This window comes from Levilactobacillus tujiorum (assembly GCF_012641185.1).
GTDB lineage: Bacteria > Bacillota > Bacilli > Lactobacillales > Lactobacillaceae > Levilactobacillus > Levilactobacillus tujiorum.
In genome coordinates, this window is sequence record NZ_JAAXLK010000001.1 from 16,113 (window position 1) to 38,712 (window position 22,600).

Here is a 22,600-nt window from a genome sequence, read left to right on the forward strand (position 1 = left end):
ACTAGACCCTCCGATAACGCTTCATGCCCACGACGTTTAGTGTCGTAAATAACGTGGCAAATAAAACCAGCACGATCAGTTCAAATGCAATGCCACTCAAACCAACACCCCGCGTTGCCACGTTCATCAGCGCATTACCACCATAATACAACGGGAAGATGTGGGCAATCCACTGTAGCCAATTGGCCATCTGATCGACCGGAATCAATCCGGAGAAGAAGACCTGCGGAATAACCAAGATCGGAATGAACTGCATCATTTGAAATTCGGAGTTGGCAAACGTTGAGACAAAGATTCCCATTGATAGTGCCACTAAGGCCAGCAGGAAATTAATCAATAAGATCAGCCAGACGCTACCGATCATGTGAATTTGGAAGACGGTCAGCGCAAACGTCACGGTGATTACCGTCTGAATCAACGCGAACAGCCCGTAGCCCATCAAGTACCCGGTGATGATTTCACCCCGCCGAATCGGCGTCGCGAGTAACCGGGTGAGCGTGCCCGTCGTCCGTTCATTCAACAGTGAAATTCCTGAGATCAAAAACACGAAGAAGAAGACGAAGAATCCGAGCAGAATCGGTAAGAAGGTATCAAAGAAAGTTGAGTCCGCACTGCCGTAAAGATAATGGCTCGTCACCTGATAATTCGTTGGTGCCGATACGTGTGTCTGCTGGGACTTGGTCATTGGCGCCCCCGTTTGTGAAGTTCCCCGAGCAGCGGCCAGCTGTTGTTGCTGGGCAACCAGCGTTTTAAGGACTTTAGCCTGCTGCTGCAATGCCTTTTTCTGCGTTTGCGTCGCCGCCACTAGTGCCTGCACCTTAATCTTCGTCAATCCGTCCTGTAACGCTTGGCGAACCAGCGCCGAATCCCCCGGTTGACTGTTCTGATAAGTCACCGTTAATTTGCCCCGTCGTTGTTTGATGAACGCGGCTAAATTATCTTCACGCACCTGATCCTTAGCCGTGGCCTGCGTCCCGTAATGCTGAATTTTGACGTGCTTATTCTTAATCGCTTTTACCACCGTCGTATCCACGTTGCTAACGCCAATCTTCGCCACGGTATCCGAGCTCGTATTGAACAGGAAGAACATCAACGTCAGAATAAATAATGGTGCAATAAACATCAGCGCTAAGGTCCGTTTATCCCGTAACATTTCGCGTAACACGCGTTTAAAGATCGCTATGACTCTCATCTTGTAGCCGCCCCGCTTTCAAAAAGACTTGTTCAATCGTCGATACCGCATAATCCTGTTCCAGTTGCTGCGGGGTTCCCTGGGCTAGGGCAATCCCCTCTCGAATTAACATGAGATAGTCGCACCGTTCGGCTTCATCCATGACGTGAGTCGTGACCAGTACTGCCTTGCCCTGAGCCTTAAGTTGGTAGAGTTCCGCCCAGATCTGTTGCCGTAATTCAGGGTCAATCCCCACGGTCGGCTCATCTAATATCAGCAATTCGGGATCCTGAACCAACGCAATCGCTAGGGAAAGGCGCCGTTTCATCCCACCAGAATAAGCGGCCACCCGACGATCCAAGGCATCAGTCAAATTCACCACCTGCGCGACGTGATCAATGGCCCCCGCCAGCTGTGGCTTGGGCACGCTCATTAACTCTGCAAAAAAACGGATATTCTCGCGCGCTGTCAAATCCTCATAAAGTGCGTCGCTCTGGGCCATGTACCCAATTCGCTGCATGACCTGACGATTAGGCATCTGCGTTCCCAGCACCGTCGTGGTCCCGGCATCCACCTTTTCCATGCCCAAGATCGCCTTCACTAACGTCGTCTTCCCAGCACCGGACGGGCCAATCAGCCCCATGATCTGTCCCGCTGGCAATCGTAAATTAATTTGTTTTAGCACGGGATTGCTCCCAAAGGACTTGGCAACGTCCCGCACATCAATTGTCGTTGCAACCATATCAGTTCCTCCTCACTCTTTATGTGAGTGTCCACTCACTCATTTACAATCACATCGTAGCGCCATCCCCGCCAGAAGTCAACACTTATTTGACAGCGGTTTCATTCCAACCAAAAAAAGAAGGCACCCATCAGGCACCTCCCTAAACTTTTCAATTTCGTTGTTAGTCATTCACATTGGGCGTCTCATTCTCAACTGCCGTTAACGCCAGCTGCCGAATCTGATCCACCAATTTATCATGATCCACGGCGATGTCTGTTAACAGCCGATCTGCCACTTCTTGCCGTAACTTGACAATCTCCGGATAGATGCGCTCCCCGCGTTTGGTCAACGACAATTCATAGACCCGCCGATCCGTCTTCGATTGCCGTTTACGCACATATCCCAGGTTAACCAATTGATTAACCGCACGGGTCACGTTACTAGGATTCAGGTAGGTTAAGCTGATCAGCTTGTCTTGGGTTAGTCGTGGATGCTCGTGCAACCGTAAAATATAATAATACATACTGGCATTCAGTCGATAAGGTTGTAGCCGTCGATCCAACGCGATCCGTGTATACCGGTTAGCAATTGATAGCCATTTCACAATGTCGGAATCATTTCCCGTGGTCACCATGCGCCACCCCCCTCTCCGTAAACTACGTGCGCAAGCATATTCTAAAATACATTAAAAGTCAAGCTGGCCACTACTCCCGTTGCGTCCGGAAATTATGCTGTAGGCTCGGCCAAATAAATCGATCCGTCAGGTTGATGATCGTTCCCGTGAATAATAGAGCAAAGAGCGTACCCAGGTTGATCGCAAACAGCCGGTGCGTCACTAGCCAGCTCACAACAATGATGGTCACCGGCGGGATAAAGTTTAGCAGCTGCGCGTGCAACACGTTACCGTGACAATACATAAATCGCAAAATATTCGTCGTATCATCGTTTGGATGCATGACCAAATTGGCCCGTTGATACAACGAAATCGCGATACAAAAGATGATCACGCCCGCCACGGCTAGAAAGCCACGCGTGATCATCGACAGCCGTAAGATCCCCAGTCGATAAAACATCGCCGTAAAAAAGTTCACCAAGAAGCTCACAAAGAACATAAACCCAATTTCACCAAAGAAGCGGCGACCATCCCAGCGACGCAGTAAGATCTGGTTCGCCACGGCCGCCAAACAACTCACAATGAAGACCGGCCAACCGATCTCCACGCGCAACCACTCACTCAGGTTGACCTCTGACGCCATCCAGGGACTGGCCCCCATATTAGCCGCCACCGTGAGACCACTCCCGAAAGCATTAATCACCAACCCTAAAATCAACGCCAGCCAGCGTTCTTTCAGCGAATTCTTAATGATTGTCATCTCCTACGTTTCTTCTCATAGTGTCTACAATACGCCACTCTGGGTAACTTGTAAGCGGATACTTAAACTTTTTTGAAATTCATTTCGTACCGCGGGTCACCACACCACTTCGACACGACAAAAAAGAGCCTAGGCCACTTAGCCCGGACTCTGATTACTGTTAGTATTTAGTAAGATAACGAGTTAATATTCACTCGTTTGGTCTTGTTGGAGGCCCAGAATGGCACCTTCACGACGCCGACAATCTTATCCTTGTCGACAAATCCCCAGTAGCGACTGTCATTGGAGACACTGCGATGGTCCCCGAGCACAAAGTACTTACCCTTAGGGACAACCGTCGCGATCTTACCATTCTTCCCACCTTGCCAGTCGTTTTGCCGCTGCAGATCCGCTAAGGTCCAGTTCCCGGTCCCTGACGTCTGTTCACTCCGACTGATAAAGTTTTGATTGATCCGCTTATTATTCACATAGATGTAGCCATTCTTACTCTTCACCGTATCACCGGGCAACCCGATCACCCGTTTTACATAGTTGGTGTTGGGCTTCGCGGCTGGGTCTTCCCCGTGGGCGTCAAAGACAATCACACTGAGGTGTTTCACTTTGGACATCTTCCAAGCAAAGACCTTTTCGTTATTATTCAGGTTAGGCTCCATGGACGGCCCGTCTACCCGCACACGGGTAAAGACAAACTGTTTGAGAGCTAAGGCAATTGCCAGCCCAATGATGACCGGCACAATCCAACTCAAGATTTCCTTTAGTTTTTTCATGATGGCACTCCTTATTTTCGGGAATCACTAATTATGTTATTATCATACACCACCTGCCAGCTTTCGGGCATTTATTTTAGTCGGTAGTGTCGTTTTCAATCATAACATTTCCGTCTCCACTATCCTGTGCTTTACAAAAAATTTACACGTTTGAGACCAAAATGAAAGGTTACTGTGACGTTACGACTTGCAAAATCGGCCGTTTCCAGCAATAATAAATCAATACGCTTTGCCATACATAATGACCTGGGCCGCCATTCTGCAGAGAGTGGTGGCCCAGCGTTGTCTTCACTGGTTATTGCAAAATTTATAAAATACCGAAAGGGCTGACTGCTTTTGAATCCTACTCTTACTCGGCGCCGTCAAATCTGGCTTACCCTGCTTCTGGGAACCGTCAGCGCCACTGGTCCTCTCGCCATCGACCTCTACTTACCAGCTTTACCGCAAATGCGCACTCAGTTTGCTACCAGCGCTTCGCTGATGCAACTCAGCATTACTGCCTGTCTGATCGGTTTGGCTTTAGGTCAACTCATTGCCGGGCCAATGTCCGATCAATATGGCCGCCGTAAGCCCCTGATTGCCGGCTTCATCATCTTCAGCCTCGTCTCACTGGCCATGGCCTTCATTCATTCAATCACTTTATTAATCATCCTCCGCTTCATTCAGGGGCTCGCCGGGGCCACCGGTCAGGTGATGGCCCGTGCCGTGGCCCGCGACCTCTTCTCCGGGAAGAAATTAACGCGCTTCTATGCGCTTTTAAACACCGTCAACGGCGTCTTTCCAATCATAGCGCCCATCATTGGGGGCTTTATGATTCACTACGTTGACTGGGAAGCCATCTTCATTCTACTGGCTGCGATTGGCTTAGTCATCGCCCTAGCCGTCGCCGGTGGTTTGCCAGAGTCTCTGCCCGTAGCGGAACGCCAAACTGGGGGCTTTCACAGTTCCCTGGGCGCAATGGGTCGCTTGGTCGTTCAACCTGCCTTCTGGCCACTAATTTTAGCAACTGGCCTCGTCTACGGTGGCCTCTTCAGCTACATTTCTGCCTCAACCTTCGTATTTCAAACAGGCTTTGGGATGGCGCCGCAAACGTTCAGCCTACTCTATGCGTTTAACGGTTTAGGTATCGTCGTGGGCAGTAACCTGCCGGGACAACTATCACGGCGTTACTCTAACCACCAACAAGTCACGGGTCTCCTCGCCATTGCCTCCGTCGTAAGCCTGGTGTTACTGGCAACGTTGCTGTTCCCCGCCAATGTGTGGGTCGTCAGCGGCCTAGTCCTTGCCATGGTCATCTTGATCGGGGCGTTACTCACGCTGACCGTTACGATTATCATGGATCAAGCCACTAAGAATGCCGGGGGTGCCTCGGCCGTCGTCGGCTTGGCACAAAACGCCTGTGGGGGCTTGGCCTCACCGCTAGTCGGCTTAACCGGTCAATCCTACGCGGCGATGGCCATCATGCTCTTCATTTGTAATGCCGGGGCTTGGGGCCTAGTCACGTATCAAGGCAAGACTCAAAAGACAGCTTAATCTTAACAGTTGTGCGCTCGGGAAAAATCCTGAGCGTTTTTTATTCGCTCGACAACTATTCATCCAGACAACATTTGTCCGAATTAATTAAAAAAATGCTATACTGGTCCCGAAAGTGATTGTTTTAACAAAGTATATTTTAGGAGGGGTATTATGAAACGACAAATTTGGCTATTCGTAATTAGCTTTGTCTTAGGCATATGTGTGACCTCACCCGTCGCCACATTTCATCATACCAACCAATGGCAGTTACCGATGATCCAACTTACAGCGCGCAACGCACAGGCTGACTCACTGGCACCAACCCACGGTACCATGGCAGATTCAGATGTGACGTGGACTTTAAAGAATGGCGTGCTCTCACTCAGCGGTGGCACCGTGACTCCTTACGCAGCATCCTACTCTCAAGTAGAAAATGGGCTATTGCTCTACGATCTCATTAGTTCTGTTTCTACCGATTCCAGTACTTATGATGCCCTCTATACTTATTTCCAGAACTCGATTACCAAGGTTCAACTAACCGGCAAACTTACCCTGAGTAACGGCACGTTTTCAAATGTCTTAGCTAACTATTTCTTCGCCCATCTCCCAAATGTCACGACATTTTCGGGACTTGATAATCTGGACGTAAGTGGTGCCACAAACGACACAAACGGTCTGAATTATATGTTCGCCTATGATACGAGCCTCAAAACCTTTACAGCACCCAGTCTGACGGACGCTAACTCACATCCCCTTGCCTATATGTTTGCCGGGGATACCGCTCTTGTGAACCTGGACTTGTCACAACTTGATAATACTCATGCAGAACAAGTCAATAATATGTTCACCGGCGATGACAATCTCAGCGTCTTAAATCTTAGTAATTGGGCCACCCCCAGCACAACTAGATACCTGTTCGATGGGGTCAATTTGCAAAACATCACGTTGAGTAAAGATATGCGACTCGACAATGGCGCATTTATATCGAACTCTATGTTAACAGGACCGACTGCCGACACTAACTTCACCGGTAATTGGCAGTCTGTAGGTGATGGCACGGTTGACTTTATCAATAACGATCCTCTTCAGGGCTACAAAGACTATGATCCTCAGGGGGAAGTGCTAAGCAACCTCGACCTCTATTCTCGTTACAAGGGCGATACCGCACTCACTGGCAACGAAACCTACGTGTGGGAGCCAACTGAAAGCTACCGTTTCACCACCCCCGATCCGGTGATCCCTAATCCAACACCAACGCCGACACCAACAACCCCGACGACCCCTTCAGAACCTGATCAGGCAACGTTTAGTCCCTTCAGTGTTGTTGCTACCAAAAAGATTGGGCTTTACAGTACCAAGAACTTTTCCACAGCCAGTCGGCTCACTTGGTACGTCAAGAAGCCGCAGATGAAGCAGCCAACTTTCACGGTCATTGGTGAAACTAAATCAACCGCTGGCAACGCCCGCTACCACGTTCGCGATCTCAATAGTGCTTCCCCAACTTATGGTCAAACGGGCTACATCACGACTAACTCAGCCTACGTCGCCTCGCCGTACTATCAGAGTGCTCCACAAACAGTGACGGTGATTAACCCCAAGGGTCTCAACAGTTATCCTACTGCCGCGCTCAGCCACCCCATCACGCACTATCGCCAAGGGACGCAACTGACCGTCAAGAAAGTCGTTACCCATAACGCGACAACGCGCTTCCTACTGAACGACGGCACCTACATTTCTGCCAATAAACATTTGGTGACCGCGGGTCGACAATCAGTGCCAACTAAGGTTCGGGCTAAAACCGCCGTTAACCGTTACGCGACGGTCAACCTGACTCACAAGCAGCAGCACTACGCCGCCAAAAGCCATCACGTCTTTAAGGTTTTAGGCTGGGATTACTCCCGTGGCACGAGCACCACAACTCCGGGAACCCTCCGTTACCGCGTTGCCGGTGGTTACATTACGGCTAATCCAAAATTTGTCACCACCCGTTATTAACTTAATGGCGATACAAAAACACGTCCTACCCGAGCTGGTAAGGCGTGTTTTTATTTGTCGTGACCCCACTGATTCAGCTGCGTTACGACGTTCTTTAAAATTTTAATGCCCAATTGATAGTCCGGTTCCGACCCCAACATCCGAAAGGCCAAGGTCCACGCATCGTGGTAAGCACTCATCGTGAGTTGGAAGCTCGGCATCGTCCGATACGTTCCCGCGAAGTAAATTTGGGTGACTGGGATCTCACCGAATTTTAGCCGGGTATGATCAACGTGCCCAAAATTGGCGAAGGAGACCGTGGCCCCTTCGCGGTGTTTTCTCGTCAATCGGCGTACCAGTTCTGGCGGCAACGCTCGACTCATGCGGTTAATCTCGACCAGCGGGGCCAGATACGCTAGGCGCTCATGCAATTGGGTGAGGGTCGCCTGCGTCTGGGCAACCACCGCTTGTAGCGTAGCCCCCTCTTGCATCGTAATGGTGACCGGCATTTGACTGGTTAAATTAGCCACCTGGACGACGTTGGTCGCCGCAACTGGCCCGTGCAACCGCAAATCCACCTGATACGGAATGACCAATTGCCGTTCACCCGTCAACGAAAACAGCGCCAACGCGTACGCCGAAAGTAGCACCGCATTCATGGTGACTCCCTGATGGCGAGCCAACTGGCGCAGGCGTTTACTCTCGACTCTAGGAATGAGGACTTCTCCCTTATGGTGATGAACGTCACCGGCCAGCTGAGGAAAACGCTCAGCAACTGGTGCATCACTACTCTGAGGAAGAGGGCGATGGGGATGCCGTAAGAAATTCATGATGCGCCGCCCACTCCGCTCATTCACAAAGTCCGTCAAATCTTGACCATCATAAGCCGCAGCCAGCAAGTACAAGTAGTGCTTAAAGCCCTCACCATCCGTCAACAGGCGACTCATGATTAACCGTAGCTGATCGTAATCCGCATAGTGAATCACCTGAATCTTCAGTTGCGGCCCCTGCAAGACATCCAACTGACCGCGGCCCGGATCATGACTAGCCGTGAACTCCTCAATGACCCGCTGTAACTGCGCCGATTGTTCTTCAAAACGATTCTTGCGCAAATTATAACGACTCATGATCTGGGGGACCACCGTTTGCGTCGTCTTCACGGCGGCGAACAACCGCTCGACATCAACGGGGTGCATGAGACTCAGGGTACACTCCAACAGTGGCGCTGCTTGATCCAAGTCCAGCGTTGGCATTAAATCCATTGGTTCGCCACGATAATTCACACGATCACCCCTTCGGTTTAATTTAGGTTCAGTATAGCAAAGCCCGCCAACTTTTCTCCATGAATCCATCAAGATATAGCGAAAAGTTAATAATACTGTAACCTCATTTGCAGTCTGCTAGAATGAAGGTATCCGTTAATGAATGGAGTGACTCTTATGACAACTCAACCAACCCCAGTTTCCTGCAACGCGACGCTTATTGTAACCACCCACCGCGTCTTTCAACCCGACTTAAACGAGCATCAAACGGTCTTCGGTGGCAAGATCCTTTCACTAGTCGACGACAGTGCCTCCGTTGCCGCCGTACGTCTGACCCATAAGACCGTGGTCACAGCTTCGTTTGACCACGTCAGCTTTCTACAGCCCTTTCATCTCGACGATTCCATGATCCTTGAAGCCTACGTCAGCGGGACGGGCACCCGTTCACTGGAAGTCTTTGTCAAAATCATCGGCGAAAATCTGACCACCGGCGAACGATTCGTCGGCTTCACTTGCTTTATTACTTACGTGATTGATGATAAGTCCGTCACGACACCTCTGCCAGGTGTCACGCCCATCACCGATGAGCAACGCTACCTGTGTCGGGGGTATGGCCAACGAACGGCCCAACGTAAGCAGCGGCGCCAAGAACAGGGCGCACTCAACGCGCACGTCACGACCAACTCACCTTGGCCCAGCAACTAATTGTTTCATGTGAAACACCGCCGCTGGGTTACTCATCTGCTGGTAGCTCTTCATCTGGAATTGTTCCACGTGAAACAGCCCACCACTCTTGCGCCAAAATGCCATACTGGTAAAGGTCTAGCCATTTTCCATCTTGATAGACCGCCTCTCGATTAATCCCTTCCCGTACAAAGCCCACGGCGGCATAGGCACGTAAGGCCGCTTGATTGTTCGCATTGACGTCCAAGGTCACCTTATGTAATCCCAGTTCATTGAAAGCAAACGACAGAATGGTATTCAAGGTATCCGTGCCGAATCCCTGGCCCCGATCACTTACCACCGGCAACGCAATACCGAGCTCGGCTCGCCGGTTCTTGTGCTGGACCTCATCAAGAATCACCCAGCCCAGTAGCCCGTCGTCTGCATTGGCCCGGACCATGAAGAAAAATTTGTCATCGCTGTCCGGTCCCGCCGCTAATTCTGCATATTCAGCGGCCGTCCATGGGTGTAAGGCGTCAGCAGATAAGTTCCGTAGCAAGCCCGGCTCCCACTGCGTGTCTTGTAACCACTCGGCATCTCCGTCACGCATCTCCGTCAAATGCACCAATTGTCCCTGAACCACACTTTTCATCATTGTTGCCCCCTCGGTATTTTCTCTTACTCTACCACATCCTTAACCGAGTTGAGCCACAATTGTTGGCGCCGCTATCAAAAACCGCTATACTGATCCCAGCAAATATGGGAGGTTCTGTTATGAAAATTACTATTATCGGGGCAACCGGTATGGCCGGTTCCGCACTCGTTGCGGAAGCCCTCCGTCGCGGACACACAGTGACGGCGCTGGCCCGGTCAGCAGAGAAGTTGGCCCAGCTACCCGCCAATCCGCAGCTCACGACCAAGGTGCAAGATGCCTTCGAATTAACCACGGACGAGCTGAGTCAAGCGGACGTCGTGATCGATGCCTTTGCCACAGCGCCTAGTCTGGCCTTTCAACACGTTGATTTAGCTGCGAGCTTAGTGGCTAAACTGCGCGCAACCACCACACCACGGCTGGTCTTTATTCTCGGTGCGGGGAGTCTTCAGACCGGCGACGATCACCATTTATTCGTTGACGACATCGCCAAGGATCCCCAGGCAGCCAGCTTCTTAAGTATTCCGCAGAATCAATTGAAAGAACTCAACTTTTTACGCGACGTTGATAACGTCAACTGGGTCGGCATCTCACCGGCCGCTGATTTCCATCCCGGCGCAGCCCAACCTTACCTGCTAGGCGATGACGAGCTTCTGGTCAATACTGATCAACAGTCAACCACCTCCGCGGGCACCATGGCCGTAGCCATCTTAGATGAGATTGAACACCCCCAACACCAGCAAACACGATTTACCGTCGCTGATAAATAAATTTATGAGAGGTGCCCGTTTCTTTGGGCGCCTTTTTTTGCTATGCTTACTAAGGTCTACAAGACCGTACTTACTATAGAAAGTTGCGATTACTTTGAAAACTCGATTATCTTGGCGGGAACTTCTGTTTATCGGCATGATGTTATTCGGTCTCTTCTTCGGTGCCGGTAACCTGATCTTTCCAGTCTTTTTGGGTCAGCAAGCTGGCCAGCAGGTTGGCTGGGCCATCATCGGTCTCTTAATTACGGGGATCGGCTTACCACTATTGGGGGTCACGGGAATCGGCTTAACCCGCAGTGAGGGTGTCTTCGACCTCGCCAAGACGGTTAACCGACCGTTCGCCTATCTGTTTACGGTGCTGCTTTACCTCACCGTGGGGCCTTTCTTCGCTTTGCCTCGACTGGCCACGACTTCATTTCAGATTGGCATCGCCCCCTTCGTTAGTCCCGCTCATCAAGGCCTCGTGTTAGCTAGCTTCTCCATCTTATTCTTCGTGGTTGCCTGGCTACTCGCGCGCAATCCTGGCAAACTGATGACGTACATTGGCAAATGGCTCACCCCTATTTTTCTCATATTGTTGGGCCTGCTGATCTTAGCCACCTTCATCAAACCAATGGGCGGCTTTGACTTTCCTGCCCGTGGCGCCTACGTCACCAGCCCGCTAGCCACCGGCTTTACCGAGGGCTACAACACCCTGGATGCCTTAGCCTCGCTGGCTTTCGGCATCGTCGTCATTGATAGCATTCGCGCACTGGGGGTCACGGAACCCGGTCAGATTGCCAAAGACGTTATCAAGGCTGGCACCATCAGCGTCGGGCTCATGGGCCTCATCTATGCGTTACTGGCACTCATGGGGACGATGAGCTTGGGTAAATTCGCGGCCGCAGCCAACGGGGGAATCACACTGGCCCAAATTGCCAACCAATACTTTGGGGTCTTCGGTAATCTGCTCTTAGCCTTAATCGTGATTATCGCCTGCCTAAAGACGGCCATTGGGCTGATTTCAGCGTTCGGTGACACCTTTCACGGTATGTTTCCGCGTCTCCCTTATACGGGACTCATCATCTTCGCTAGCGCGTTGCCTTGCTTATTTGCCAACGTTGGCTTGACCAACCTGATTAGTTACTCCACGCCAGTGCTGATGTTCCTCTATCCGTTAGCAATTGTACTCATCGTTTTAGCCGTCCTGTCCCCCCTATTGGGAACGAGTCGGTGGTTGTTCGGCGTGACGATGCTCTTTACACTCATTCCCGCAATCTTCTCCGCCGTAGCCGCCCTGCCCGCAGATTGGCAACGGCAGTCATTGATCCAGTCAATTCTGACGTTAAATCAACACCTGCCACTAGCCGCGCAAGGCTTCGGTTGGGTCGCCCCCGCGGCGATCGGGGTCCTCTTGGGCTGGGTACTGAGCCGCATCATTAGATCCAAAACGATCGATTAAATTTGACACACCTGCCGAGGGCTTGGGACACATGTCTCAGGCCCTTTTTTACACGAAGCTATTGGTACTTTTAGCCAATTTTTGCTAAAATCAGGGAAACTCATTTGAAAGGTGCGTGCCCATGAAAAAATATGCCATCATTGATTTAGACGATACCCTCCTGGACTTTACCCGGGGAGAAAATGAAGGGGTCACCCAGCTGTTACGAGAAAACGGTGTGACCGATATTCAGCGAGGACTGGCCACTTACGTTCAAATTAATCGCAATATTTGGCACCAAATTGAACTTGGCGCCGATCGCGCACCCCTGCTGAACGCGCGGTTTACGCAAGCATTTAATGAGCTAGGCGTAACCGTCGACGGCCTCGCTCTCGAAAAGCAGTACAAGGCCATGCTTGATCACAACTACTACACGCTTCCCGGTGCGGCCGAATTATTGGCGGACCTCAAGCACGCTGGCGTAACCGTCATTGCCGGGACTAACGGCACTAAGTCCATTCAACTTAACCGCCTGCGCGGCTCAAACCTGGCCCCTTATTTTGACAGTATTTTTATCTCCGAAGATGTTGGGTTCGACAAACCGGATCAGCGCTTCTTCGCGCCCATCTTCAATCACTACCCAACGATGTCCGCTGCCAATACCGTCATGATCGGTGACAGCCTCCACTCCGACATTCTTGGCGCCACTAACGCCCACCTTAATAGTATCTGGTTCAATCCTCACCATCAGGCGGGAACGGCAGCTTATCAACCGACTTACGAAGTCGATTCCTTCACCACACTCAAACAACTCCTCTTAGCCTAGGCTTAACTGATGTCCAAGAATGGTCGCACCGTCGACATTCTTGGGCATTTTTCGCTATTTAGTCAATTATTTTTCCATTCTGCGTTTTAATTTCCCCTTTTGTCCAGAAAATCTGGTATGATGGTAACAAGTTATAACCAAAATCTCATATTCTCATTTAAACGAAACGAGGTGAAGACTCATGACCGAAACGCGTTTTCCTACGACTCCTGCCAAAGTGTTTGTCCCAATCTTGACGTTAGTTCTGTTCGCTGCCATGCTCCTTCTTCAGACGCCCCAGATCGTTGCCTTTCTCTGTTTCAGTTCGCTGATTACTGCGATGCTGCATTTTAATGTTTTTGAGAGTACGACGGATGCCAATCCGTTGAACCGAATTGACTTAACCTTACAAGTTGTTTTTCTAATCGTTTCCATCGGCCGCGCCTTTATTCTTGGAAGTGGCCACAATTAATCCTGAACCACGCTAAGCAGAGCGTGGTTTTTTAGTGTCTTCTTTAAACTCCCCTTCCACCCACCATCTACTGGCGAACCACCGCCCCAATTTGCCAACCGGTCATTATAGGATAACAGTCTGATGTATCATTTCTGCAAAGATGCTGTAAGTAATTTGTAAATCAATTATTAATAACAGCATACCTACTAATAATTAAAATAATAGTTATTAAAAAGGCCATCCCCGGGGGAATGGCCTTTGCTTTCGTTTCTAATCTACTTTGGCAATCTTTCCTTGTTCGATATACACACTCAAGATCGCAATATCAGCTGGGTTAACCCCACTGATTCGACTCGCCTGCGCCAACGTTTCTGGTTGAATCTTCTTCAATTTCTGATGCGCCTCAGTAGCTAAACCATCAATGGCATCGTAGTCAATCTTAGCGGGGATCGCCTTCGCTTCCATCCGCTTCAACTTCGCCACGTTGTCTTCCGCCTTCTTGATGTAGCCGGCGTACTTCAATGAAATTTCGATCTCTTCAACAATGTGGCGATCTAGGGGCTGCTCAGGCGCTGGAATGAAGTCCAGCAACGTCTGATAGTCTACATATGGCCGCCGCAAGAAGACGGCTGCGAGTACGCCATCTTGCAGGGGCTTATCGCCATGGCTCTCAATAAAGGCATTGATCGCCGAGTTAGGCTTGATCCGGATGCTGTTTAACCGGTTAATTTCCGCCTTCAGCGCTGCCTTCTTGGCTAAGAAATCTTGGTACCGGTCATCGCTGATCAGTCCCAGCTCGTGCCCTTTAGCCGTCAATCGGAGATCGGCGTTATCGTGCCGCAAAATCAAGCGGTACTCGGCCCGACTCGTCAGTAACCGGTAGGGCTCATTCGTCCCCTTGGTAACCAGATCGTCGACCATCACGCCGATGTAGGCGTCGGAACGCTTCAACGTGAAGCCAGGCTTGCCTTGGGCCCGTAATCCCGCGTTAATTCCGGCAAGTAAGCCTTGGCCGGCAGCCTCTTCGTAACCCGAAGTCCCGTTGGTCTGTCCCGCCGTGAATAAGTTCTTCAGCGGCTTCGTTTCCAACGTCGGGCGCAATTGATAAGGCGAAACGACATCGTATTCAATGGCGTAACCGGGCCGCATCATCTGCGCGTCTTCCAAGCCTTGAATGGAGTGCAGAATCTTCTGTTGCACTTCTTCTGGCATCGACGTCGATAACCCTTGAACGTACCATTCATCAGTGTTGCGACCTTCTGGTTCCAAGAAGAGTTGGTGCCGCGGCTTGTCCGCAAAGCGCACAATCTTATCTTCAATTGATGGGCAGTACCGGGGGCCAACGCCCTCAATCACACCGGTAAACATCGGTGCCCGATCCAAATTCGCCTTGATAATTTCATGAGTCTTCTGGTTCGTGTACGTTAACCAGCAAGATAACTGGTTCTTGAGGTCCAGGTAGGCACTGTCCGGCGTGGTAAAGCTAAAGTGGTTCGGCTCCTTGTCACCCGGTTGCTCCTCGGTCTCGTCGTAATGAATCGTATTGCCATCGACCCGTGGTGGCGTCCCCGTCTTGAACCGTTCCAGCTCAAAACCATACTTAGGCAAGTTGGCCGTCAGCTTATTGGCGGGTTGGGAGTTGTTGGGACCTGAGGAATACATCAATTCCCCAATAATAATCTTCCCGCGCGCAGCAGTTCCGGCAGCGACCACCACAGCCTTAGCGCGGTAGTGCGCTCCCGTATTGGTAATGACCCCTTTGCAGGCGCCGTCTTCGACGATCAAATCATCGACGATTCCCTGACGTAACGTCAGATTAGGTTCCCGTTCAATCGTATGCTTCATTTCAGCGTGGTAGGCATGCTTGTCAGCTTGGGCCCGTAAAGCACGAACCGCTGGCCCCTTACCCGTGTTGAGCATCCGCATCTGCACGTAGGTCTTGTCGATATTGCGACCCATCTCGCCACCTAACGCGTCAATTTCACGGACCACGATCCCCTTGGCTGGCCCACCAACTGATGGGTTACATGGCATAAAGGCCACCATGTCTAAGTTAATCGTCATTAATAAGGTCTTATTCCCCATCCGCGCTGCTGCCAACGCCGCTTCACTACCAGCATGGCCAGCACCCACGACGATGACGTCGTAGTCCTGTCCCGGGTATTCAATTACTTCAGTCATGGTTCTTTTCCCTCCGTGTCTGATCGCCAATTGACTAGCAATCAGACGATCTCTTAATCATTTAAAATTTGTGCCGCAACCGCATAACGGCCGGGTTCATCACTATTTTCCTAAACAGAATTGACTAAACAGCTGGTCGAGCAGCTCGTCTTGGTAGCTGTCACCCGTAATCTCACCCAGTAAATCCCAGGCGCGGGTCATATCAATCTGAACCAAATCGACGGGCATCCCCGCTGCGATGCCGTGCATGACGTCATCGAGCGCGGAACTGGCTTGGTGTAACAAGCCAATGTGCCGGGCGTTTGTGACCATCACCGTGTTCTGACTGGACTCAATCCCCTCGTCAAAGAACAGGTGGGCAATGGTCTCCTCTAGCTTATCCAAACCCGCACTCTGCAGGATCGACGTCTCAATAATCGGGCTATCACCGGCTGCCTGCTTCAACGCGGCCATATCCAGCTTTTGCGGCAGATCGGTCTTGTTCAAAATTAAGATTCGCTGCGTCCCCGCCGTAGCAGTCAGCAGTTCCTGATCTTCGACCGTTAAAGGCTCACTGGCGTTGAGTACCAGCATCACTAAATCAGCAGTGTTGATGGCCTTACGGGACCGTTCAACCCCAATTTTTTCAACCTTATCCGTCGTATCACGAATCCCGGCCGTATCGATGAGCTTTAACGGGACACCCTTAACATTAACGTATTCCTCAATCACATCTCGCGTGGTGCCGGCAACGTCCGTCACAATCGCCTTGTCTTCGTGCAACAGGTGATTCAACAGGCTACTCTTTCCCACATTCGGGCGTCCCACAATCGCGGTCGCCAGTCCTTCGCGGAGGACTTTCCCCTGCTTAGCGGTGGCCAAGAGCGCTTGAATTTGCTTTTTAACTTCTTGCGCCTTTTCCAGCAACATCTTGGTGGTCATCGTCTCGACATCGTCGTACTCTGGATAGTCAATGTTTACCTCAACTTGCGCCAAGGCGTCGAGGATGTCTTGCCGCAAATGCCGGATTAATTTCGACAGGTCACCGTCCAATTGGTCTAAAGCAACCTTCATCGACTTATCCGTCTTAGCACGAATCAGATCCATCACGGACTCGGCCTGCGTGAGGTCGATGCGTCCATTCAAGAAAGCCCGCTTAGTGTACTCCCCGGGCTCCGCCAATCGCGCACCATAGCTCAGGCACAACTGTAGAATCCGATTCGTCGCGACGATCCCACCGTGACAATTAATTTCAATAATGTCTTCTTTGGTATAGGTCTTCGGTGCCCGCATCACGGTCACCATGACTTCATCAACTTCTTGCCCATCTTCGGGATCAATGATGTGACCATAATGAATCGTATGGCTCGCAACCTTCGTTAAATCTGCCCCTTTAAAGAGCTTACCAGCGACGGCAAAGACTTCTTCACCGCTCAGCCGAATAATGGAGATCCCACCTTCACCAGGTGGCGTAGAAATCGCTGCAATCGTATCAAATTCTGTTGTGGTGACTGCCATAAGCCATCCTCCTCATTTTCTGTCTGTTTTTCTTAACCAAGTTCCGTTAATCGACCCGGGCGTATCATTTAACGCCATAAAAAAAAGCACCTACTCCACGCCACCTAACTGTGCGTGGATAAAGTACTTTCACTACTTTATCGTAAACTTGATAAGAATGATTGTCTTCACTATAAGGGGTAATCCGTCGTTTGTCAAACGAAAATTATGCCGGTTCAATCACAACCGCGCGGTGGGGTTCTTTTCCGGCAGAATACGTCGTCACGTACCGATTCTTAGCCAACACCGCGTGAATCTGCTTCCGTTCAAACGAGGGCATCGGGTCCAAATAAATCGGTTTGCCGGTTGCGACCACTTCCCGCGCCGTGCTCTCCGCTAGCCGGGTTAACGTTGCGGCGCGCCGTTCACGATAGTTTGCGACGTCCAATTCCAATTCAACGTGCGCGGCGCCATGATGGTTCAAGAATAACTGTGCAAGGCTCTGTAAGGCGTTGATCGTCCGCCCATGTTTACCAATCAGTAGGCCTTCTTTATCCATGGTGAAGATCAGCCGCACCTGGCGATGACTGCCCGTCTCCATGTCTATCGTGGCGTCTATGCCGAGTTGCTCAACAATCGTTGCCAAGTAGTCCTGTACGGCTTCAATCGCCGCCTCGCGCCGCTGACGGCGTTCCTGTGGGGTCACTGTTGGTTCTGCCGGGGCCGCCGCTGAATGTGGGGCTGGTGCCGTGGCAGCACTGCTAGTCGCCTGCGCTTGTGACGTTGCCGCTTGCTCAGCTACCGGCGCCGCACTGGTTGCGGTCGAGGCTGGCTCTGCCACCGTCTTCAAGACCACGTCCACCATAGCATCCCGGCGACCGATCCCGAACAATCCCTTCCGTGGTGTGGCAACCACCTTGGTGATGACTTGGTCACGGCGGCTATTCAACGCAGCCAACCCCGCTGCAATCGCCGCTTCTTCCGTTTTCCCCGTGTAGATTGTCATCGTCCATTCCTCCATGTCTTTTTCGCTAAGACTCAGTATACCATAATGACCTCCCCACACCCTGCTAATCCACCTGAAAGTCACGGTCACCCGTCCCCTTTTTGCCCCAAGCCATTCTCGCTTGCAGCCTACAAACCTTAAAGATTGTCTAAGCTCTTGGAAATGGTGCCACGAATCCCGATAAAATATCCTTAGTAATTAATAAGGGGCCCTTGAAGGAGGTGATGAACCACTGTATACCTGAAGGTTGAAAGGACTAAAATCATTATCAACGCTGAAGTGACCAGGATTTTAATCTGAAAAACGGCCTAAACCCGTCACCTGCGGCTGTCAGAGATTCCGCCTGCTGTGGGGCCCGCCTGCGGCCTGAGAAGCGGTCCCCCGGCTGGCTCCACCTCTGCCCTCCTCCGGTTATGTTAGCCTTTGATTAGCAAATTGGTTTAACCGCTTGGTACATCAGCTCTCAGCAACTATAGAGGACAATATCTGTGTAGCCGAGAGTGAGCCAAATTTGAGCTCAGCCGTGGGATTTATCAAGTGGTTCTCTTGATAAATGGCGACTTTGACACGTGTTCTTCGGGTCAAAGCGAGGCTAGAGACCGCTCTATGGCTCTAGCCGTCCTCCCCATAGCGTTCCAGCTCAAATTTGGCGAACGGCAAGGCGGCAGGAATTATCTGTTTATCTATTTTTCTATCGTAATGCCGCGGCCTTTACAGAACCTTTTTAAGTTTCAATCTTTGGCTGTATACAAAAAAGCTCGCAGCCATTTGATGGCTCCGAGCTTGTAAAATGCATTTATGCGTTCTGTTTACTTGCGTTTACTCTGCTTGGCACGACGAATTGCTTTACGTACCGCGCGTTCATGTTCCCGTTTTTCCTTATCCTTGGCATCGCGTTCCGCTTGGATCTTCCACGGATTTTGAATTAACAAGGTCTGGCCAACTTGGAACACGTATGAGATCGTCCAGTATAAGGACAGTGATGATGGCACGTTCAGGGCGGTGAAGAAGACCACCACCGGCATCCCGACAACCATCATGGTACTCATTGAGTTCGATTCTGGCATCGACTTGGTGCTTAACCACGAACTAATCAGCGTGGCAACCGCAGCCAAGATCGGTAGGATGAAATACGGGTCCTTGTGACCTAATTGTAGCCACAAGAAGTCCCCTGACCGCAGTACGGCCGTCCGCCAGATCGCTTGATACAGCGCCCAGATAATGGGCAACTGAACCACTGCCGGCAGGCAACCCAACATGGGGTGAACGCCCGCTTCCGAATACAGCTTCTGCTGTTCGGCTTGCATCTTCTGCATGGTTTCGCGATCTTTAGAAGAGTATTTCTTCTGTAAAGCTTTCAATTGTGGTTGCAGGTCTTGCGTCTTACGCATGCTCCGCGTCTGGAAAATCATCAGTGGTAACAAGATAATCCGCACAATCACGGTAAAGATGATAATCCCGACACCGTAGCTCCCGCCAAACATGTGTGCCAAGCCGATAATGGCCCGAGAGAAGTTCAGAACGATCCAGCCGTCCCAAATCCCGGTACTCTTATCAGTGATTGGCGCGTTGCTACAAGCGGAAAGGATAAAGACCAAACTCACAATACCTAACATAAGTAGGGTACGTTTGTACTTTTTCACGTTTATTCCTCGCTATAATTGGAATCTAGCAGTTTTGCCAGCTTCAAAACATGAATCAGGCTGCTCTTCGCATCGGTCATGGAAATGCCGTCCGCCCGGGGCCGAGCAATCACGAGAAAGTCCACATCCTGCTTGAGGTAGGGCTTTAGCTCGAGTAGACTCTGCCGAATCCGGCGCTTCACCCAGTTACGGTGGACCGCGTTACCAATCTTTTTGCCGACCGAAATGCCAACTCGAAAATGTAATTGATCAGGCTTTGCCATTGAATACACCACAAATTGCCGGTTAGCGACTGAATTTCTGGTTTCAAAGACCTGCTGAAATTCCGCTTCTTTCTTAATGCGGTAAGATTTTCGCATGGTGCATCTCCAAAGTTCTCAACGATTTGTTGAACAGTCCGCGAGCGATTAGGGTCCCAGTCTGCTCGCAGATAAAATAAAAAGACCACTGAACCATCAGCGGCCTATGCAGACAATACTTTACGTCCCTTTTGACGGCGACGTGCTAATACTTGACGGCCATTGCTAGTGCTCATACGCTTGCGGAAGCCGTGGACACGTGAACGGTGACGTTTCTTTGGTTGGAAAGTGCGCTTCATCGTAAAATCTCCTCTCTTAACTATGACTATTTTTTATCTGGTGAAGCCAGACAAATACTAAATGCATTTCCTGAACATATTAGCATAAATTCGCCGGAATGGAAATAGGAACTTTGAATTTCCAAGAAAAAGTTGTCCCCGCTAAAATTTGTTTCATGCACTTTGCTTGTGGATAACTCTCGATTTCAAAAAAAGTTTTTCCGGGCTTTCCCACCAGGTTATCCACCGTTCCACAGCCTGTTTATTTTTTGGAATTAGGTTCAGTGAATTTTGTGGATAACTTGTGAAACACTTGATACTATGCTTTTCCTGATTAACAGAAGGCTGTGCATAACTTATTATTCCAAAAACAATCCACAGGTTTTGGCCTACCTGTGGATAACTCAATTCACTTTCTGTGAAACAATTATGCACAGCTTAAAATGACCTGTGGAAAACTTTTTTTCTTCATGCTACACTGGACTTACGTTTTCGTTAGGGCCTCGTACGCCCTTCTGGAAAATGACTATCTAAAAGATTAATAGGGGGATTCATCAGTGCCAGATATGTCAACTTTATGGACTGATATCAAGGCGTTATTTGAGGAAAATAACACCCCAACGACCTACAAGACTTGGATTGAAACTGCCAAGCCCATTGCCTTAGAAGGCAACCGGTTAACGTTGGAACTTCCGTCACCCCTGCATCGTGATTACTGGACCCATCAACACCTGGACCAGCAATTGGTAGAATACGCATACCAAGCCGCTCACGAAGATATTCAACCCGTTTTAATCATTGAAAGTGAACGTCAACAACAAGCTACGCGCAAGGCTAAGACTGCGACCCCTGAGGAACCAGCCACGGCCGAACCGACACCCACTTTTATGAAGGAAACGGCGTTGAACTCCCGCTACACATTTGACACTTTCGTCATCGGAAAAGGCAACCAAATGGCCCATGCTGCGGCCTTGGTCGTCTCCGAAGAACCCGGCGTGATGTACAATCCGCTGTTCTTCTACGGTGGCGTGGGCCTTGGTAAAACCCACTTGATGCATGCGATCGGCAATAAAATGCTCGAAGATCGCCCGGACACCAAGGTCAAATATGTCACTAGCGAGGCCTTCACCAACGACTTTATTAATGCGATTCAGACACGAACGCAGGAGCAGTTTCGACAGGAGTACCGCAACGTTGACCTGCTACTGGTCGATGATATTCAGTTCTTCGCTAATAAGGAAGGAACGCAAGAAGAGTTCTTCCATACATTTAATGCGCTTTATGACGACGAGAAGCAGATTGTTCTGACTTCCGACCGTTTACCAAACGAGATTCCTAAGCTCCAAGACCGGCTAGTTTCCCGGTTCGCTTGGGGATTATCGGTTGACATTACGCCACCGGATCTCGAAACGCGGATCGCCATTCTTAGAAACAAAGCCGACGCTGATCAGATCGACATCCCAGATGATACCTTGAGTTATATCGCTGGTCAGATCGACTCTAACGTGCGTGAACTTGAGGGTGCTCTAGCGCGCGTTCAAGCCTACCATCAACTGATGCGTCAGCCAATTACTACCGATCTAGCCGCTGAAGCCCTCAAGAGCCTCAACCTCGCGAATGCCACGGATGCGATTACGATCCCCGTCATTCAAGATCGGGTGGCCAACTACTTCCACGTTTCGCTCAAAGATTTAAAGGGTAAGAAACGTAAGCAAGCCATCGTGGTGCCCCGGCAAATCGCCATGTACCTCTCACGCGAACTAACTGAAGCTTCGCTGCCACGAATTGGCAACGAGTTCGGCGGCAAAGACCACACCACGGTCATCCACGCTTATGATAAGATTCAAGATTCACTCAAAACGGATGCCGAGCTCCAAAAAGACATCGACAACCTCAAAGACGAACTACGGCGCTAGAACGAAACCGTTCGAGTCCGCGCACTCAAGTTAGCAGACTCGGAGCGGTTTTTTTGCGACCAGTTGCGGTATGATAGACCTATCACGACCACAGCGTGTGGATAAGATTTAAAAAGGTCCAAAGTTTTCCACAAGTTATCCACAGGTGGAAAGTCTAGTAACACAAGCTGTTTTCTAAAGTTATCCACAGAATACACCGCTCTACTACGGCTACTGTTTTTTCTTTTAATTAAGTTAACTACGCACCACGA

Annotated in this window: 21 protein-coding genes; 8 read left to right on the forward strand and 13 right to left on the reverse strand. The window is 50.4% G+C overall.

Going from position 1 to position 22,600, the window contains the following annotated elements:
* Position 1: 1 nt before the first annotated feature.
* The 5 genes from HF569_RS00075 to lepB form a co-directional block, all read right to left on the reverse strand.
* On the reverse strand, positions 2–1,192 hold the full coding sequence (locus HF569_RS00075) for an ABC transporter permease (protein WP_168900848.1): 1,191 nt from the start codon (positions 1,190–1,192) through the stop codon (positions 2–4).
* Positions 1,170–1,913, reverse strand: coding sequence for an ABC transporter ATP-binding protein (locus HF569_RS00080; RefSeq protein ID WP_168900849.1), 744 nt, complete (start codon positions 1,911–1,913; stop codon positions 1,170–1,172). Before HF569_RS00080 ends, HF569_RS00075 begins: the two co-directional genes overlap by 23 nt.
* Before the next feature lie 163 nt (positions 1,914–2,076).
* On the reverse strand, positions 2,077–2,529 hold the full coding sequence (locus tag HF569_RS00085; protein WP_168849340.1) for a MarR family winged helix-turn-helix transcriptional regulator: 453 nt from the start codon (positions 2,527–2,529) through the stop codon (positions 2,077–2,079).
* Between the two features lie 70 nt (positions 2,530–2,599).
* Positions 2,600–3,268, reverse strand: a complete 669-nt coding sequence (locus HF569_RS00090; protein ID WP_211089567.1) for a YczE/YyaS/YitT family protein — start codon at positions 3,266–3,268, stop codon at positions 2,600–2,602.
* 167 nt (positions 3,269–3,435) lie between these two features.
* Positions 3,436–4,035: a signal peptidase I gene (gene lepB / locus HF569_RS00095; protein ID WP_168900850.1), complete on the reverse strand. Its 600-nt coding sequence runs from the start codon at positions 4,033–4,035 to the stop codon at positions 3,436–3,438.
* 336 nt (positions 4,036–4,371) lie between these two features.
* Between lepB and HF569_RS00100 the strand changes: the two genes are divergently transcribed.
* Positions 4,372–5,568: a multidrug effflux MFS transporter gene (locus HF569_RS00100; protein WP_168900851.1), complete on the forward strand. Its 1,197-nt coding sequence runs from the start codon at positions 4,372–4,374 to the stop codon at positions 5,566–5,568.
* A gap of 153 nt (positions 5,569–5,721) precedes the next feature.
* A complete protein-coding gene (locus HF569_RS00105) occupies positions 5,722–7,545 on the forward strand; it encodes a DUF5776 domain-containing protein (protein ID WP_168900852.1) in 1,824 nt (607 codons plus the stop codon).
* 50 nt (positions 7,546–7,595) lie between these two features.
* Here the strand turns inward: HF569_RS00105 and HF569_RS00110 are convergent, their stop codons facing one another.
* Positions 7,596–8,807, reverse strand: a complete 1,212-nt coding sequence (locus tag HF569_RS00110) for a condensation domain-containing protein (protein WP_168900853.1) — start codon at positions 8,805–8,807, stop codon at positions 7,596–7,598.
* A 156-nt stretch (positions 8,808–8,963) separates the two neighbouring features.
* Here HF569_RS00110 and HF569_RS00115 point away from each other — a divergent pair, with 156 nt between their 5' ends.
* On the forward strand, positions 8,964–9,491 hold the full coding sequence (locus tag HF569_RS00115) for an acyl-CoA thioesterase (RefSeq protein WP_168900854.1): 528 nt from the start codon (positions 8,964–8,966) through the stop codon (positions 9,489–9,491).
* A gap of 28 nt (positions 9,492–9,519) precedes the next feature.
* On the opposite strand, the gene HF569_RS00120 is transcribed toward HF569_RS00115, so the two are convergent.
* The gene (locus HF569_RS00120) at positions 9,520–10,104 is read right to left on the reverse strand and encodes a GNAT family N-acetyltransferase (RefSeq protein WP_232842515.1); all 585 of its coding nucleotides are present in this window, start codon (positions 10,102–10,104) and stop codon (positions 9,520–9,522) included.
* A 119-nt stretch (positions 10,105–10,223) separates the two neighbouring features.
* Between HF569_RS00120 and HF569_RS00125 the strand changes: the two genes are divergently transcribed.
* The 4 genes from HF569_RS00125 (at position 10,224) to HF569_RS00140 (ending at position 13,568) form a co-directional block, all read left to right on the forward strand.
* Entirely contained in the window at positions 10,224–10,871 is a 648-nt protein-coding gene (locus HF569_RS00125) for an NAD(P)-dependent oxidoreductase (protein ID WP_168900855.1), read from the forward strand.
* Between the two features lie 94 nt (positions 10,872–10,965).
* Positions 10,966–12,312 carry a branched-chain amino acid transport system II carrier protein gene (gene brnQ, locus HF569_RS00130; protein ID WP_211089569.1) on the forward strand — a complete coding sequence of 449 codons (1,347 nt, stop codon included), beginning with the start codon at positions 10,966–10,968 and terminating at the stop codon, positions 12,310–12,312.
* A 121-nt stretch (positions 12,313–12,433) separates the two neighbouring features.
* A complete protein-coding gene (locus tag HF569_RS00135) occupies positions 12,434–13,117 on the forward strand; it encodes a YjjG family noncanonical pyrimidine nucleotidase (RefSeq protein WP_168900856.1) in 684 nt (227 codons plus the stop codon).
* A gap of 181 nt (positions 13,118–13,298) precedes the next feature.
* On the forward strand, positions 13,299–13,568 hold the full coding sequence (locus tag HF569_RS00140) for a hypothetical protein (RefSeq protein ID WP_168849348.1): 270 nt from the start codon (positions 13,299–13,301) through the stop codon (positions 13,566–13,568).
* Positions 13,569–13,820: 252 nt separating this feature from the next.
* Here HF569_RS00140 and mnmG read toward each other — a convergent pair whose 3' ends face one another.
* From mnmG to rpmH, 6 genes are all read right to left on the reverse strand, one after another.
* On the reverse strand, positions 13,821–15,731 hold the full coding sequence (mnmG, locus tag HF569_RS00145) for a tRNA uridine-5-carboxymethylaminomethyl(34) synthesis enzyme MnmG (RefSeq protein ID WP_168900857.1): 1,911 nt from the start codon (positions 15,729–15,731) through the stop codon (positions 13,821–13,823).
* A gap of 102 nt (positions 15,732–15,833) precedes the next feature.
* Positions 15,834–17,228, reverse strand: coding sequence for a tRNA uridine-5-carboxymethylaminomethyl(34) synthesis GTPase MnmE (gene mnmE, locus HF569_RS00150; protein WP_168900858.1), 1,395 nt, complete (start codon positions 17,226–17,228; stop codon positions 15,834–15,836).
* Between the two features lie 205 nt (positions 17,229–17,433).
* Positions 17,434–18,213, reverse strand: a complete 780-nt coding sequence (gene jag, locus HF569_RS00155; protein ID WP_168900859.1) for an RNA-binding cell elongation regulator Jag/EloR — start codon at positions 18,211–18,213, stop codon at positions 17,434–17,436.
* Positions 18,214–19,022: 809 nt separating this feature from the next.
* Complete coding sequence (gene yidC, locus HF569_RS00160; RefSeq protein ID WP_240821922.1) at positions 19,023–19,856, reverse strand: membrane protein insertase YidC; 834 nt, start codon at positions 19,854–19,856, stop codon at positions 19,023–19,025.
* Positions 19,857–19,858: 2 nt separating this feature from the next.
* On the reverse strand, positions 19,859–20,215 hold the full coding sequence (gene rnpA / locus HF569_RS00165) for a ribonuclease P protein component (RefSeq protein ID WP_168849352.1): 357 nt from the start codon (positions 20,213–20,215) through the stop codon (positions 19,859–19,861).
* A gap of 104 nt (positions 20,216–20,319) precedes the next feature.
* Positions 20,320–20,454 (reverse strand): 50S ribosomal protein L34, encoded by a 135-nt coding sequence (gene rpmH, locus HF569_RS00170; protein WP_081624573.1) that lies wholly within the window; start codon positions 20,452–20,454, stop codon positions 20,320–20,322.
* A 536-nt stretch (positions 20,455–20,990) separates the two neighbouring features.
* Between rpmH and dnaA the strand changes: the two genes are divergently transcribed.
* On the forward strand, positions 20,991–22,349 hold the full coding sequence (dnaA, locus tag HF569_RS00175) for a chromosomal replication initiator protein DnaA (protein ID WP_168849353.1): 1,359 nt from the start codon (positions 20,991–20,993) through the stop codon (positions 22,347–22,349).
* Positions 22,350–22,600: the final 251 nt, after the last annotated feature.

Excerpts from the sequence above, each read along its gene's own strand:
- jag (WP_168900859.1), bottom strand. The coding sequence starts at position 18,213 with ATGACAATCTACACGGGGAAAACGGAAGAAGCGGCGATTGCAGCGGGG.
- HF569_RS00115 (WP_168900854.1), top strand. The coding sequence starts at position 8,964 with ATGACAACTCAACCAACCCCAGTTTCCTGCAACGCGACGCTTATTGTA.
- mnmE (WP_168900858.1), bottom strand. The coding sequence starts at position 17,228 with ATGGCAGTCACCACAACAGAATTTGATACGATTGCAGCGATTTCTACG.
- HF569_RS00105 (WP_168900852.1), top strand. The coding sequence starts at position 5,722 with ATGAAACGACAAATTTGGCTATTCGTAATTAGCTTTGTCTTAGGCATA.
- HF569_RS00090 (WP_211089567.1), bottom strand. The coding sequence starts at position 3,268 with ATGACAATCATTAAGAATTCGCTGAAAGAACGCTGGCTGGCGTTGATT.
- lepB (WP_168900850.1), bottom strand. The coding sequence starts at position 4,035 with ATGAAAAAACTAAAGGAAATCTTGAGTTGGATTGTGCCGGTCATCATT.
- HF569_RS00135 (WP_168900856.1), top strand. The coding sequence starts at position 12,434 with ATGAAAAAATATGCCATCATTGATTTAGACGATACCCTCCTGGACTTT.
- mnmG (WP_168900857.1), bottom strand. The coding sequence starts at position 15,731 with ATGACTGAAGTAATTGAATACCCGGGACAGGACTACGACGTCATCGTC.
- HF569_RS00080 (WP_168900849.1), bottom strand. The coding sequence starts at position 1,913 with ATGGTTGCAACGACAATTGATGTGCGGGACGTTGCCAAGTCCTTTGGG.
- HF569_RS00085 (WP_168849340.1), bottom strand. The coding sequence starts at position 2,529 with ATGGTGACCACGGGAAATGATTCCGACATTGTGAAATGGCTATCAATT.
- HF569_RS00140 (WP_168849348.1), top strand. The coding sequence starts at position 13,299 with ATGACCGAAACGCGTTTTCCTACGACTCCTGCCAAAGTGTTTGTCCCA.
- rpmH (WP_081624573.1), bottom strand. The coding sequence starts at position 20,454 with ATGAAGCGCACTTTCCAACCAAAGAAACGTCACCGTTCACGTGTCCAC.
- rnpA (WP_168849352.1), bottom strand. The coding sequence starts at position 20,215 with ATGCGAAAATCTTACCGCATTAAGAAAGAAGCGGAATTTCAGCAGGTC.
- HF569_RS00125 (WP_168900855.1), top strand. The coding sequence starts at position 10,224 with ATGAAAATTACTATTATCGGGGCAACCGGTATGGCCGGTTCCGCACTC.
- HF569_RS00120 (WP_232842515.1), bottom strand. The coding sequence starts at position 10,104 with ATGATGAAAAGTGTGGTTCAGGGACAATTGGTGCATTTGACGGAGATG.
- HF569_RS00075 (WP_168900848.1), bottom strand. The coding sequence starts at position 1,192 with ATGAGAGTCATAGCGATCTTTAAACGCGTGTTACGCGAAATGTTACGG.